The following is a 13846-nucleotide window of genomic DNA, read 5'->3' as shown; positions in this document are numbered from 1 at the left end:
GCCGTGGACCATGTCGTGGCCTCCCAGGGCGACGATGACGTCCCGCTCGGGCGTCCCCGTGATCCGGTCGTCCCCCGGGGTGCCGACGATGGTGGCGGCGAGGCCGTCACAGGTGAGCGCTCCCGGCGTCGTGGTCGTCGTGGTCGGTGGCGCCGTGGTGGTGGTCGTGGTGGCGGTGACCGTGATGGTGACCGTCGCCGTCGTCATGCCGCCGTGCGGATCGTGCGCCATGTAGGTGAAGCTGTCGGTGCCGGAGAAGCCGGGGTTCGGCGTGTAGGTGAACCCGCCGTTGGTGCTGAGGTTCAAGGTCCCGTTGCTGGGGTTGGTCGGCATCCCCGCGGTGAGAGGGTCGCCGTCGGGATCGCTGTCGTTGGCCAGCACGCCCGGTGCCGGCACGGTGAGGGCGGTGCCCTGCGGCGTGGTGTAGGCGTCGTTGTTGGCTACCGGCGGCCGGTTCGGGCCCGCGGTCGTGGACGTGGTGGGGGCAGTCGTCGTGGTGGTCGGCGCCGTGGTGGTGGTGGTGCCCTCGCTCGTCGTGATGTCGATCGTCCAGCCCCGCAGGATCCGGCAGTTGTCCGGTCCGGCGTAGTCGTCGGCCATGTAGAGGCTCCACGTCCCGTTCGGGGCCGTGCCGTCGAAGACGGAGAGGGCGCTGCCGCCGGTGGGCGCCGGCGCGGGCGCCGGGAAGGTGTCCACGGCCACCTGCTCGGAAGGATCGTCGTCGTCGTCGAGCGGACGGTACGTGCCCGCGCTCAGCTGGGTGTCCGCCGGCAGTGGCGCGGCCGCTTCGTCGTCGAGGGTGATGGTGATGTCGGTGAACTGGTTGGCGGTCGGTGCGTTGGCGCCGCCGACGTCGGAGAGGATGACGGAGTTGGCGCCGGTGGGCCCGACGAGCAGCAGGTCGATGTCCTCGGGGTAAGCGAAGTCGACGGTCCGCGCCGAGCAGTCGAAGCCGTGGAGGATGACGTTCACATCGGTGATCGTGCCGGACAACCCGGCGACGGCGATGGTGGACGGGTACGGGTTCCCCGGCCACGGCGCCGGGACGGTCGCGCCGAGCGCGGGCATGGTTATGGGGGTGGAGTTGGTGAACTGCACGGCCCCCGCCGGGCGCAGGAACGCCCCCGTCACCGCCGCCACCACGATCAACGCTGCCGCCAGCCTCGCCGTTGCCCGTGCCTTCATCGCCCCGTCCTTTGACTCGAGTCGGTTCCCTGGTCCTGCCCGTGTCGAACGCCTCGGCCCCAGATGCCCGCCGGGTGTCCGCACGCGATATGTCTGCCGCGGTATTCGCGGCAGGCGTCGCCCTTCGCCAATATGGTGACTCTAGCGCGATAGTGGCCCGAAGGCACTAGTCATTCCCGGCCTTCGAGCGCAGAGCGACCCCGCCGCGCCGACGAACGCGGTGGCGGACCGGGCGACGGGCCAGGTGCCCGCCGCCGGTCCGCGAACGCCGCCGGATCAGAGGGTGGTACACGGCTGGTTGGCCGTCTGGTAGGTGTTGTGCCGCCACGTGTTCTCGTCGCAGCCGGGGTTGGCGTCCCACAGGTCGAAGATCACGTTGGCGCCCGTCCGGTTGCGGACGATGGTGTTGAGCTTGCCCCGCGGGTTGCCCGTCGTCGCGTTGTTGGGCAGCGACCCCAGCGCGAACCCGGTTCGCCGCCCGACGCTGATCCCGCCGGCACGGTTGGCGGACACCTCGTTGTGGTGGATGGCGTTGCGGCTCCCGAACACCCGGATGCCGTCACCGGGGACGGCGCCCCAGAACCCGTTCTGCTCCACCACGTTCTGCATCACGCTGTTCTCGTCGGCGTCGGCGAAGAGGGAGATGCCGTCCAGGCCGTTGCGCCGGACCTGGTTGCCCTTGACGGTGTTCCCGGGACCGACGCGGGGCTCGAGGCGGATGCCGATGTTGTCGCAGAAGCGCGCTCCGGTGGTCCGGTTGACCCGGCAGAACTGATTGTCCTCCACCACGTTGTTCATCACGGCGTTGCGCTCGACGGGCGCAGCGGGGAAGGGGTGGTCGGAGTCGGGGAGCTCGTAGAGGCCGATGCCGGCGAAGGGCCCGTTGTTGACGACGCGGTTGTCGGCGATCCGGTTGTCGCTGGAGCCCTCGACGGCGATGCCCTCGCCGTAGCGGGTCCCCGGCGCCGGCGGGTGCCCGGCGGAGTGCCCGATGTTGTCCCGCGCCACGATGAGGGTGACGCTGTTGGCGCCGCCGCCCTCGATCACCACACCGCCGTCGAAGGCCCGCACGGTGCCGTTGGTCACCTTGACGCCCCGGCTGCCCCGGACGAGGATCCCCGCACCGTCGCCCACGTCGGCCGTGCCGAAGACGGTGAAGCCGTTGAGGTCGAGCTTGACTCCGTCCGCAGCCACGACCAGGCCGTTGTCCGGGCACGGGCCGAGGTCGTGCTGGAGCGTGGTGTCCTCGGTGACGACCTGCCCGCACGCGACATCGGCCGCCTCCACCGGCGAGGCGAGCACCGTGACTCCGAGCAGTACCCCTACCGCGGTTGCAGCCGCGCGAAAACTACGCCGTCTCACCTGGTTCCCTCCCCCATGCTGCCGGCACGACGCCGTGGCCGGTCGCGATAGGGTTAGCACGGTTTCGGTCCCGTGTCACCAGCCCCGAGCGAGTTTCGTCAGTCCCTCGGGCGGTCGGCCGACGCCTCGCTCCCGAGCCACTCGGGCGGGCCCGCCTCGCCGGGCGTCCCCGGCGCGCCGGGCCGTCCTGAGGCCGGGCCGCCGTCCCGGACGCACCACAGTTGCTGCGGCGGACGGGGGAGCACGGAGGGGCACGACGGGGTGTACAGCTCCACGGCCCCCGTCGGGTTGTCCCCCGCGACCAGCGCCTTGCCGCAGTTCGGGGCGCACGCCTCGGGCCTGGCCTCGAACCGCCAGGGGTTGCTGCCGAGCACCACGGCGGGGTGCGAGTTCGACAGGGAGCTGGAGGAGCCGTGCGCTTGGTGCATGTCGCCGGCGGACACCCACGTCCGCGTGGCCGGGTCGTACAGGTCGGCGTTGCGGGTGATCGACGACGGCGGGAACGTGGCGCCGCCCGCCACCAGCGCTTTGCCGTTGGGCAGCACGGCGAAGGCGTGGTTGAACCGGCGGTTGGCACCCGGCGGCAAGGGGATGTCGGCGGTCGGGCTCCACGTCCGCGTGGCCGGGCTGTACAGCTCCGAGGTCGGGGTGGCGAAGCCCCCCGCCACGAGGACGCTGCCGTCGTGGAGCACCATGGCGCCCTGGCGGGAGCGGGCCACGTTGAGGTTGCCGGTCGGGGTCGACGTGCCGGTGGCGGGGTCGTACACATCGGCGGTGGCGACCGGGGCCCCTCCACCGACGAACCCGGCGGGGACGAGCACCGTGCCGTTCGCCAGCACGGCGGGCGAGGTCGTGTGACGGGGCGCCGTGAGCGGGCCCGTCGGCGACCACGTGCCGGTGGCCGGGTCGTAGAGCTCGGCGGTGCTCGTCACGAAGGTGAAGTTGCACGCCGCCGGCGGCGGCTGGTTGCACGTGCGGCCGCCGCCCACGAGCACCTTGCCGTCGGGCAGGAGGGCGGCCACGTGCAGCGCCCGGCGGGTGCCCATGCTGGCGGTACGGCTCCACCTCCCGGTGCGGGGGTCGAAGATCTCGGCGGTGTCGAGGACCGGTTGGGAGTTCGAGCCGGACCCGCTGGCGGTGACCGTGAAGGGGCTCCCGAAGCCTCCCGCCACGAGGACCCTCCCATCGGGCAGGACGGTGGCGGTGTGGCTCCACCGGGCGTCGGTCATCGGGCCGGTGGGCAGCCACCTCTCCGTGCGGGCGTCGAAGACCTCCGCGGTGGCGGGCAGCTCGACCGGGGACGTGCCCTGCGTGCGACCGCCGGCGACCAGCACCTTCCCGGCGCCGATCAGCGTGGAGGTGTGGTCGTAGCGGGGCACCGACAGGGGCGTGGTCTGCTCCCACACGCCCTCACCGTGGCTGGCGGCGCCGACGTCGACGGGGTCGGCGACGGCGAGGGCGGCGCTCGCCAGCACCACCACCGCGGTGGCCACCGACCGCCTCTGCCTCGCCGTCGACGGCACCCGCCCGGGACCTCGTCGCATCGCGCTCCACTCCGTTCTTTCAGGGGGAGGTGGGCACGCCCCCCTCCCGGCCTCCGCTCGTCCCCTGCGCTGCCCGTGAAGCCGGCCCAGCGGGGCGATCCCCTCGGTGCCCATGCTTCCTTGCGATCCTTCCACGGCCGCGAGGGAGCTGTCGAGAGGATCGCTAGTACATGCGAAGCGATCATTGGCGCCGAGGACATAGTGACGGCTCCATGGCGCCCCGTTCCCATGGCGGCTGCGTCGCCGTAGGATCTCCGGCGACACAGGGGCGTCGCCCATCGGGCCCCGCCGCCGGCTCTCCGGGCGGCGCAGGTCCGTGTGCGCGACCGTGGTGGGAAGGAGCGAGCTCGTGAGGGGTCGGGTTCTCGTCACCGCAACGGCGTCATTCCTCGGGGTCGCAGTGCTGAGCGCGTCGGCGGCCCACGGGCCGGCGGCGGCCGACGGCCACCTGCCGACGATCCTGCACCCGCGCCTGGCCGTGGAGAAGGTCGTCGACGGTCTCACCACCCCGGTGGCCTTCGCCTTCATCGGCGCCGGCGACCTGCTGGTCACCGAGAAGAACACCGGCCGGGTGCAGCGCGTCGTGGACGGCGTGGCCGTCGGCCCGGTCCTCGACCTGGCCGTCAACTTCGGCTCCGAGCGCGGCCTTCTCGGGATGGCGCTGCACCCGGGCTTCCCCGCCGATCCGGGCGTGTACCTGTACTGGACCGAGAGCACGACCGGGGCGGACACCAACGTGCTGTCGCACACACCGTTGCTGGGCAACCGCGTCGACCGCTTCGTCTGGGACGGCTCGTCGCTCACCTTCGACCGCACCCTGATCAGGATCCGGGCCATCCAGCAGGACGCCGGCCAGCCCGAGCGCGGGAACCACGACGGCGGGGTGGTGAAGTTCGGACCGGACGGGAAGCTGTACGTCTTCGTCGGTGACGTCGGCCGGCGGGGACAGCTCCAGAACCTGCCGTGCGGGCCGACCACCACCTGCCCGGGCCCGGCCGTGCCCGACGACCAGTTCGGCGGGCCCGAGCCCGACGACGCCCACCTGACGGGGGCCGTGCTCCGCCTCAACCCCGACGGCACGACGCCGACCGACAACCCGTTCTTCTCGGTCGGTGCCTCCATCGGCGGCGAGGTGGGGCGCAACGTGCAGCGGATCTTCTCCTACGGCCACCGCAACGGCTTCGGGATGGCCTTCCATCCCCGCACCGGCGACCTGTGGATCGAGGAGAACGGCGACGACTCGTTCTCCGAGCTCAACCGCGTCCTACCCGGCACCAACGCCGGGTGGGTCCAGATCGCCGGGCCGGTCGAGCGGATATCCCAGTTCAAGGAGATCGAGACGACCTTCGGGGCGCGGGCCCTGCAGCAGCTGCGCTGGCCGCCGGCCAACATCGCCGACACGCCCGAGGAGGCGCGGTCGCGCCTGTTCATGCTCCCGGGGGCGCAGTACCGCGACCCCGCCTTCTCCTGGAAGTGGGAAGTCGCTCCCGCCGGTATTGGGTTCGTGCGCGGTCGGGGCCTCGGGCCCCAGTTCGCCGGGGACCTGTTCGTGGGCGCCGCCATCCCGGCCCTCGAGGGCGGGTACCTGTTCCACTTCGAGATCACCGGCAACGGCGCCAAGATCGCGGTGGACGACCCGAGGCTCGAGGACCGGGTGGCCGACAACCTCGCCAAGCACGACATCACCGAGAGCGAGAGCCTGCTGATCGGACGCAACTTCGGCGTGGTCACCGACATCCAGACGGGCCCCGACGGGAACCTCTACGTCGTCTCCCTGACCCGGGGGGCGGTGTACCGGATCCACCGCCGATGACGCCCGGCGGGCCCTCAGTGCGTGCCGTCGCCGGGCGCCGGAGGGCCGGCCGAGAAGAGGTCGAACTCCGACTCCAGCGGGGTGAGGTGGGCGGCCAGCCGGGGCTCGGCGTCTTGTACCAGCCGAGTGGGGTCCCATGCCGCCGCGCCCACCACCGCCGCCGCCGGCCGGGGCTGGGACCACACCGTGACCTCGGTGGCGCGCACGCCCACCACCTGTCCGGTCACGGCCGCGCCGGCATCGGAGCAGAGCCAGGCGATGACGCCGGCCACGTCGCCCGGCGTCGAGCGGGGCGCCCACCCGAGGTAGGCGCGCAGCTGCTCGCTCACCGGCGGGATGGACTCGGTCATGCGGGTGAAGGCGAAGGGGACCAGGTAGTTGACGCGCACGTCGCGACCGGCCATCTCCAGCGCCACGGCACGGGTGAGGCCGAACAGGGCGGCCTTGGCCACGCAGTACGACGCCTGGCCGGCGTTGCCGACCAGGCCGGCGGCGCCGGCCACGTAGACGATGCGGCCGTACCGGCGGGAACGGATGGCGGGCGCCATCGCCCGGGTGAGCTGGACGGCGACGCCCAGGTGGGACCCGAGCACCTCGGCCCAGTCGTCGTCGCTCGACTTGTGGACCATCCCGTCGCGCAAAGTGCCCGCGGCGTGGACGAGCACCGTGGGCGCCTCGCCCGCCCACCGCTCGACGTCGGCCACCAGGGCGCGGGCGGTGTCGGCGGCGCGGGCATCGGCCGTGCTCGCCATCGCCGCGCCACCGGCGGCGCGGATCTCCTCGGACACCGCCCTCGCCGGGGACGGGTCGGGGTGGCGCCCGTCGAGGGCTGCGCCGGTGTCGTTGACGCACACGCGATGGCCGGCCCGGGCCAGGGCCAGGGCCGCCGCCCTCCCGATGCCGCGGGCCCCGCCGGAGACGACGGCGACGGGCCCCGCCGGCGCTCCCGCGCCCCCGCTCGCCGTCGCGCTCCCGCTCGCCGCCGCGCCTTCCATCACGCCAGTATCGGCGACCTGCGCGCGCCGCGCCCGTCCGAGACGGCGCGCCCAAAGGGCATCGATCGCGCTAGTCTCGTGAATAGATCGATCGGCGAGGGCTGTGAAGCAGGGGTGATCCGGGGGGGTTCGGGCGGCGGTCTGCTGTTCGTCGCCGGAGCGTCTGTGCGGGGAAGCGCCCACGCCCCTCGCGGAGGCGTCGCGTCGGCTGAGGGCCGGCCGTCAGCCACGAGCCCACGGAGGCCAGAGAGCGACCATGACGCACAGGGACACCCACGGAACCGACGAGAACACCGTGTTGCTCGACGAGCCGGGGGCCACGTGGGGGGACATCGCCGGGCTCCGACCGCTGCAGCGCGTCCTTCTCACCACCGACGGCACGGTCACCAACGTCCTCGAGGCGCTCTCCGGCGAGCCCGTCGCGCTGGTGAAGCTCTCCCAGTCCTACGATCTGTCACCTGCCGACGACCCGGACCTGTGCACCGCCGACGGGGAGAGCCTCATCCGCCGCCGCATCCTCCTGCGGGGCCGGTCGTCGGGCCGGAACTACGTCTACGCCGAGTCCGTCGTGATGGTCAACAGACTTCATCCCGGCCTCTGTCGCGATCTCGTCGAGACGGACAACCCCATCGGGAAGCTGCTGGTGCAAAGCCGCGTCGAGACGTTCCGCGAGTTCGTCTCGTGGGGCTTCGAGCCGGCGGGCGACATCGCCGTGCACTTCGGGCTGGGCGAGGACGACCAGCTCATCTCGCGGACGTACCGGGTGTTCTCCGATCGGGCGCCCATCATGGTGATCACCGAGAAGTTCCCCGCCAGCGCGTTCCGGGAGCTGTGACCGAAGGCGTGAGCCTGCTCGAGGTCGCCGATGTCAAGGTTGCCTACGGGGGCGACGTGCACGCGCTCCGGGGGGTGTCCTTCTCGCTCGAGCGGGGCGAGTCCCTGGCCGTCGTGGGCGAGAGCGGGTCGGGCAAGTCGACCCTGGCGCTGTGCCTGACGGGACTGCTCCAGCCGCCGGAGGCGAGCGGGAGCGTCCGCTTCGACGGCGAGGAGCTCATGGGCGCGACGGACGGCGTCCTGCGGTCGCTGCGGTGGGAGCGCATCGCCCTCACCCTCCAGAGCGGCGGCTTCAACCCCGTCGTCAAGGTCGGGGCCCAGGTCGCCGAGCCGCTGCGCGAGCGGCGCCGTCTCTCCCGGGCAGCGGCGTGGAGGCGGGCCGAGGAGCTGGCCACCGAGGTGTTCCTGGAGCCTTCGCTCCTGGGCCGGTACCCCCACGAGCTCTCCGGCGGCGAGCGGCGCCGGGCGTCGCTCGCCATGGCCCTGGCCCTCGATCCCGACCTGGTGGTACTCGACGAACCCACCGCCGGCCTCGACCCGGCCACCCGCCACGACGTCGTCGAGCGCATCGCCGCTCTGGCCGAGGCGAGAGGCATCGCCCTCGTGGTGATCTCCCACGACCTGCCCGACGCCACCCGGCTGGCCACCCGCACCATGGTGCTCTACGCCGGCGAGGCGATGGAGGCCGGCGCCACCGAGCGGGTCATCCAGCGGGCGGCGCATCCCTACACCTGGGCGCTGGTGAACACCTTCCCGGTGATGACGACGACCAAGGACCTGCGGCCCATACGTGGTCGGGGCCCGGACCCACGCGCCGTCCCGCCCGGCTGCCCCTTCCACCCACGCTGCACGCAGGCGGAGGACGTCTGCGCCGACCAGCACCCCGACCTGCGCGAGTCGCGGGGCCGCCTGGTGGCCTGCCACTTCGGAGGGCTCAAGACGCTGCTGTCGGCCGTCGACGTGCAGAAGACCTTCGCCGGCGGGGGGCGGGCCGTCCATGCCCTGGCCGGCGTGTCGCTCACCCTGCAGGAGGGGGAGTCGGTCGGGGTCATCGGGCCGTCCGGCAGCGGCAAGTCCACCCTGGCGCGGATCATCACCGGCCACCTGGCGGCCGACGGCGGCCACGTCGAGCTGGAGGGCGAGCGCCTGGTGGTGTCGTGGAGACAGGCTCCCCGCCGGCTGCGCCGTCGGGTCCAGCTTGTGATGCAGGACCCGTGGGACGCCCTGTCGCCTCGGATGGCGGTCGAGGAGCTGGTGGCCGAACCCCTCGTCGTGGGCGACGGCGACGGCCGGGGCGGGCCGGACGACCGCCACCGGGCGGTGGCCGAGGCGCTCGACGGGGTGGGCCTGCCCACGTCGGGCGCCTTCCTGCGCAAGCGCACCCACGAGCTCTCCGGCGGCCAGCTCCAGCGGGTGGCGCTGGCCCGGGCGCTCGTGGCCGAGCCGAAGCTGCTGGTGGCGGACGAGCCCACCGCGCTGCTGGACGCCTCCGAGCAGGCCCGGCTCCTCGTCGTGCTCCGGGAGCGCCAGATCGAGATGGGCCTCGGCCTGGTGCTGATCTCCCACGACCTGGCCGTGGTGCGCAAGGTCACCGACCGGATCGTCATCCTCGACCGCGGCGAAGTGGTCGAGGAGGGCCCGTCGAACGTCGTCGCCACCTCGCCGGCCAGCGCCACCGGCCGGCGCCTGGTGGCCTCGGCCCCCGCCTTCGCCCCCGCCTTCGACGGCCCGCAGCCGGCGGTCCCCTAAGGGGGGGAGGGGGAACACGCCGGTTCCGGGCGGGTTGTCAGGCCGGTTGTGCGGGAAGGTTCCGGTTTCGCATATAGACACGGGCACACAGCCGCGCAAAGATGGGTGTCGCACATTGTTCGGGACGGCGACGCGACGCTGGCCGCGGGGGAGCGAGACCTGTGAGCAACCACACGGGGTGCCCGATGAACCGGCGCGCCTTCCTCAAGGCGCTCGGGATCGGGGCGGCGGCCTCGGCGGTGACGGTCGGCCCGGCGACGGGCGCCGCCGTCGCCACCCCCGGCTCGGCGGGCGCCAACTCCGGCGGCACGCCGCGTACGCCGTTCCGCACCACCTTCGGGCGGATGTTCCCGCAGCTCCCGCCGTTCGCCCCGCCCGGCGAGGGGCTCACGGAGGCCCTGGTCGACATCGGCCGCAAGGGCGGCATCCTCGACGCGGGCGACGACCTCACGGCCGACCCGCTGGACCTGATCCTCGACCCGGCGCTGCGGGTGAACAACCCCGACAACCCGGCGCACACGGCCGGCGTCACCTTCGTGGGCCAGTTCATCGACCACGACGTCACCTTCGACGTCGGGTCGGCGCTGGGCGTCCCCACGGACCCTCGCACGTCCACGAACGGCCGGACCCCGGCTCTCGACCTCGACTCGGTGTACGGCCTCGGCCCGGTCGCCTCGCCGCAGCTGTTCGACTCCGGGAACCGGGCCAAGTTCCACTACGAGACCGGCGGCCTGTTCGAGGACGTCCCCCGCGGCGGGAACATGGCGGCCGTCATCGCCGACCCCCGCAACGACGAGCACGTGATCCTCTCCGGGATGCACTGCGCGTTCATGAGGTTCCACAACGAGGCGGTGGAGATCCTGGCCCGGCCGGGCATGCGGGACCTCGAGGTGTTCGACGCCGCCCGACGCCTCACCACCTGGCACTACCAGTGGATGGTCGTGAACCAGTTCCTCCCGCTGTTCTGCGGGCCGGCGATGGTCGACGACGTGATGCGCAACGGGCGCCGCTGGTACACCGCCGGCGACTTCATGCCGGTCGAGTTCCAGGGGGCCGCCTACCGCTTCGGCCACAGCATGGTCCGCCCGTCGTACCGCGCCAACATGACCGGCCACGGCGGCGGCCCCTTCATCGGCATGATCTTCGACGCCGGCGCCGGGCCGTCGGACGACCCCGACGACCTGGTCGGTGGCTTCCGGGCCCCGCGCCGCTTCGTGGGCTGGGAGACGTTCTTCGACTTCGGCGACGGCAACGTCCGGAACAACAAGCTCATCGACACCAAGCTGTCGACGCCGCTGTTCAACCTCCCCCTCAGCTCCATCGCCACCGGCGACCAGCCCCAGGTGCTGGCGCAGCGCAACCTGTTGCGCCACGTCACGTGGGGGATGCCGTCCGGCCAGTCGATCGCAGCCACGATGGGCGTTCCGCCCCTCGCCCCGGGCGACCTCGCCGAGCTGTCGGCCTACGGGCTCGGCCTCGAGCGCAGCACGCCCCTGTGGTACTACGTCCTGAAGGAGGCCGAGCTGGTGGACGGCGGCCTGCACCTGGGCCCGGTGGGCGGGCGCATCGTCGCCGAGGTGCTCGTCGGGCTGCTCCGGGCCGACCCCAACTCGTACCTCAACGCGCCGCGGCGCTGGGCCCCCACCCTGCCCCGGCGGAGCGGGCAGGTGACCGGCCGGTTCGAGATGGTGGACTTCCTCACCTTCGCCAAGGTCGACCCCGCCAGCCGGGCGTCGTGACGGTGGGGAGGGCGGGCCGGTGAGGGTGCTGTGCACGTGCCTCCCGGGGCACGGCCACTTCAACCCCATGCTGGCCCTCGCCCAGGCGCTGCGGCGGGCCGGCCACGAGGTCGCCTTCGCCACCGCCGCCGACTTCTGCCCCCGCGTGGAGAAGGCGGGCTTCGCCGCGTTCCCGGCCGGCATGAGCCTGGCGGACCAGATGGAGCAGGCCGCGCAGCGGTTCCCCGAGCAGGCGGCGCTCTCGGCCATGGAGCGCTTCGAGCAGTTCGTGCCCCGCATGCTGGCGGGGGTGGCGGCCCCCGCCCGCGCCGCCGACCTCGTGCCGCTGGTGCGGGAGTGGGAGCCCGACGTGCTCGTCCACGACGAGACGGAACTGGCCGGTCCGGTGGCGGCCGCCGCCGCCGGGATCCCCTGGGCGGACCAGAGCGTCGGCATCCTGCGACCCCTGGCCATGGCGAGGCTGGCCGCCGAGGTGCAGGCTCCGCTGTGCGCCGAGTGGGGCGTCGACCCCCTGGCGTTCGCCGGGATGTTCCGGTGGCTGTACCTCGACGTGGCGCCGCCGACGCTCCAGTCGCCCGAGATAGAACAGGTCCCCACCGCCCACCCCGTGCAGAACGCCACCGTGGACCCCGGCGCCGAGGGCGACGACCTGCCGGCGTGGGTCACCGAGCTGCCTGACCGCCCGGTGGTGTACGTGAGCCTGGGCACGGTGTTCAACGCCCGGGCGCGCGACGTGTTCGCCGCGGTGCTCCGAGGACTTCGGTCCGAGCCGGTGACGGTGATCCTCACCATCGGCTACGAGAACGACCCGGCCCAGTTCGGTGCCCAGCCAGAGAACGTGCACGTCGAGCGGTTCATCCCGCAGTCGCTGCTGCTCCCCTACTGCGACGTGGCCGTCAACCAGGGCGGCACCGCCATCCTGCCCATCCTGGCGCAGGGCATCCCCCTGCTGGTCCTGCCCCAGGGCGCCAACCAGTTCCACAACGCGGCGGCGTGCGAGGCGGCGGGCGTGGGCCGCCGCCTGCTGCCCGGGCAGGTGGACCCGGAGGCGGTGCGGCGGGACGTGCTCGCCCTGCTGAACGAGCCGACCTACCGCGAGCGGGCGGCGCGGGTGCAGCGGGAGATGGCGGCGATGCCCGGGCCTGACCGGGGCGTCGACCTCCTCGAACAACTGGCCGAGGAGCGGCGCCCGCTGGTCGCCGGGGGCGTGCAGGCGTGACCGGGCCGGAGGACGACGCGTCGAGCGCCCGCGCTCCGGGCCCGGCGGCGACGGGCGCCGAACCGAGCGCCGCCCCGCTGCTGCGCACCGACGTCCCGGGGCCGCGGTCGCTCGAGCTGTGGGCGCGCGACGCCGCCCACCACGCCAGCAACTCCTCACCGGCCGCCCAGTGGCTGCGCCTGGTGCTCCGCGACGGGCGCGGCGCCGTCGTGCGCGACGTGGACGGCAACCAGTTCGTCGACCTCTCCTCGGGGGCCGTCGTCGCCAACCTGGGCCACGCTCCGGCGGCGGTGACGCAGGCGGTGGCCCACGAGTCGCAGCGGCTGATGCACTTCTTCGACTTCGCCACGCCCCCGCGGGCCGAGTTCTTCGAGCGGTTGGCCCGCACGCTCCCGCCCGAGCTGCAGACGTTCCAGATGTACTCCACCGGCGCCGAGGCGGTGGAGGCGGTGATCCGCCTCGTCCGGGCGCACACCGGCAGGTACGAGGTCCTGTCGTTCCACCAAGCGTGGCACGGCCGGACCCTGGGGGCCATGTCGCTCATGGGCGGCTTCCCGCTCAAGCGGGGCTACGGGCCCTTCGCCCCCGGCATGCTGCACAGCGTCAACGCCAACTGCTACCGCTGCCCCCTGGGGCTGGAGCGCGACCGCTGCGCCGTCGCCTGCGCGGGCATGGTGGACCGGGTGTACGAGCAGTCCGGCGAGCAGCGCCTCGCCGCGGTGGTCGTCGAGCCCGTCCAGGGCGTGGGAGGCGTCATCCCCTTCCCGCCCGAGTTCCTGGCGCACCTCCGCCGGTTCTGCGACCGCACGGGCGCCCTGCTGGTGTTCGACGAGATCCTCACCGGGGTCGGGCGCACGGGCACCATGTGGGCCTTCGAGCAGACCGGCGTGGTCCCCGACGTGCTCATCGCCGGCAAGGGCCTCGCATGCGGCTACCCGATCTCGGTGATCGCGTCGCGCCGCGAGATCCTCGACTCGGGGCCGTTCGCCATGCCCGGCGCCGGCGCGTCCACGTTCGCCAGCGGCAACGTGGCCTGCGCGGCGGCGGCGGCCGCCCTCGGGATGCTCGAGGACGGCGCCATCGTCGCCAACGGCCGCCGGGTCGGCGCCGCCATGCTGTCGGCCCTTCGCGACGTCGCCGATCGCCATCCCCTCGTGGGCGACGTCCGCGGCGTCGGGATGCTCATGGCGCTGGAGCTGGTCACCGACCGCGCCACCAAGGCACCCATCCCGCCCGCGACGGCCCGCCGACTGGTCACCGCCCTCGCCCGCCGCGGCGTGCTCGTCGCCGGCGGCGGCGCGGTGCTGCGGATCACCCCGCCCCTGGTGATCGAGGAGGAGATGGCGCTGGCCGCCGTCGCCCTCCTCGACGAGGCGCTCTCGGAGGTGGAGGCCTCGGCCGCCTGA

Annotated in this window: 10 protein-coding genes; 6 read left to right on the top strand and 4 right to left on the bottom strand. The window is 73.3% G+C overall.

Features of this window, described 5'->3' with window-relative positions; translation table 11 throughout:
* From VM242_10835 to VM242_10825, 3 genes are all read right to left on the bottom strand, one after another.
* On the bottom strand, nt 1–1185 hold a 1185-nt coding region (locus tag VM242_10835), incomplete at its 3' end, for an Ig-like domain-containing protein (protein HVM05660.1).
* A gap of 276 nt (nt 1186–1461) precedes the next feature.
* Complete coding sequence (locus VM242_10830) at nt 1462–2487, bottom strand: right-handed parallel beta-helix repeat-containing protein (protein HVM05659.1); 1026 nt, start codon at nt 2485–2487, stop codon at nt 1462–1464.
* Nucleotides 2488–2645: 158 nt separating this feature from the next.
* Nucleotides 2646–4040: a kelch repeat-containing protein gene (locus VM242_10825; GenBank protein ID HVM05658.1), complete on the bottom strand. Its 1395-nt coding sequence runs from the start codon at nt 4038–4040 to the stop codon at nt 2646–2648.
* Between the two features lie 400 nt (nt 4041–4440).
* On the opposite strand from VM242_10825, the gene VM242_10820 reads away from it, so the two are divergent.
* The gene (locus tag VM242_10820; protein HVM05657.1) at nt 4441–5904 is read left to right on the top strand and encodes a PQQ-dependent sugar dehydrogenase; all 1464 of its coding nucleotides are present in this window, start codon (nt 4441–4443) and stop codon (nt 5902–5904) included.
* A 14-nt stretch (nt 5905–5918) separates the two neighbouring features.
* On the opposite strand, the gene VM242_10815 is transcribed toward VM242_10820, so the two are convergent.
* A complete protein-coding gene (locus VM242_10815; GenBank protein HVM05656.1) occupies nt 5919–6899 on the bottom strand; it encodes an SDR family oxidoreductase in 981 nt (326 codons plus the stop codon).
* Nucleotides 6900–7155: 256 nt separating this feature from the next.
* Between VM242_10815 and VM242_10810 the strand changes: the two genes are divergently transcribed.
* From VM242_10810 to VM242_10790, 5 genes are all read left to right on the top strand, one after another.
* On the top strand, nt 7156–7734 hold the full coding sequence (locus tag VM242_10810; protein HVM05655.1) for a chorismate pyruvate-lyase family protein: 579 nt from the start codon (nt 7156–7158) through the stop codon (nt 7732–7734).
* A gap of 8 nt (nt 7735–7742) precedes the next feature.
* On the top strand, nt 7743–9482 hold the full coding sequence (locus VM242_10805; GenBank protein ID HVM05654.1) for an ABC transporter ATP-binding protein: 1740 nt from the start codon (nt 7743–7745) through the stop codon (nt 9480–9482).
* A 185-nt stretch (nt 9483–9667) separates the two neighbouring features.
* Nucleotides 9668–11221 carry a heme peroxidase family protein gene (locus VM242_10800; GenBank protein HVM05653.1) on the top strand — a complete coding sequence of 518 codons (1554 nt, stop codon included), beginning with the start codon at nt 9668–9670 and terminating at the stop codon, nt 11219–11221.
* A 19-nt stretch (nt 11222–11240) separates the two neighbouring features.
* Nucleotides 11241–12440, top strand: a complete 1200-nt coding sequence (locus VM242_10795) for a glycosyltransferase (protein HVM05652.1) — start codon at nt 11241–11243, stop codon at nt 12438–12440.
* Nucleotides 12437–13846 carry an aspartate aminotransferase family protein gene (locus VM242_10790; protein HVM05651.1) on the top strand — a complete coding sequence of 470 codons (1410 nt, stop codon included), beginning with the start codon at nt 12437–12439 and terminating at the stop codon, nt 13844–13846. The genes VM242_10795 and VM242_10790 overlap by 4 nt, the downstream gene beginning before the upstream one ends.

It is taken from the genome of Acidimicrobiales bacterium, assembly GCA_035540975.1.
Lineage (GTDB): Bacteria > Actinomycetota > Acidimicrobiia > Acidimicrobiales.
This window is presented reverse-complemented; position numbering and strand designations above follow the sequence as displayed.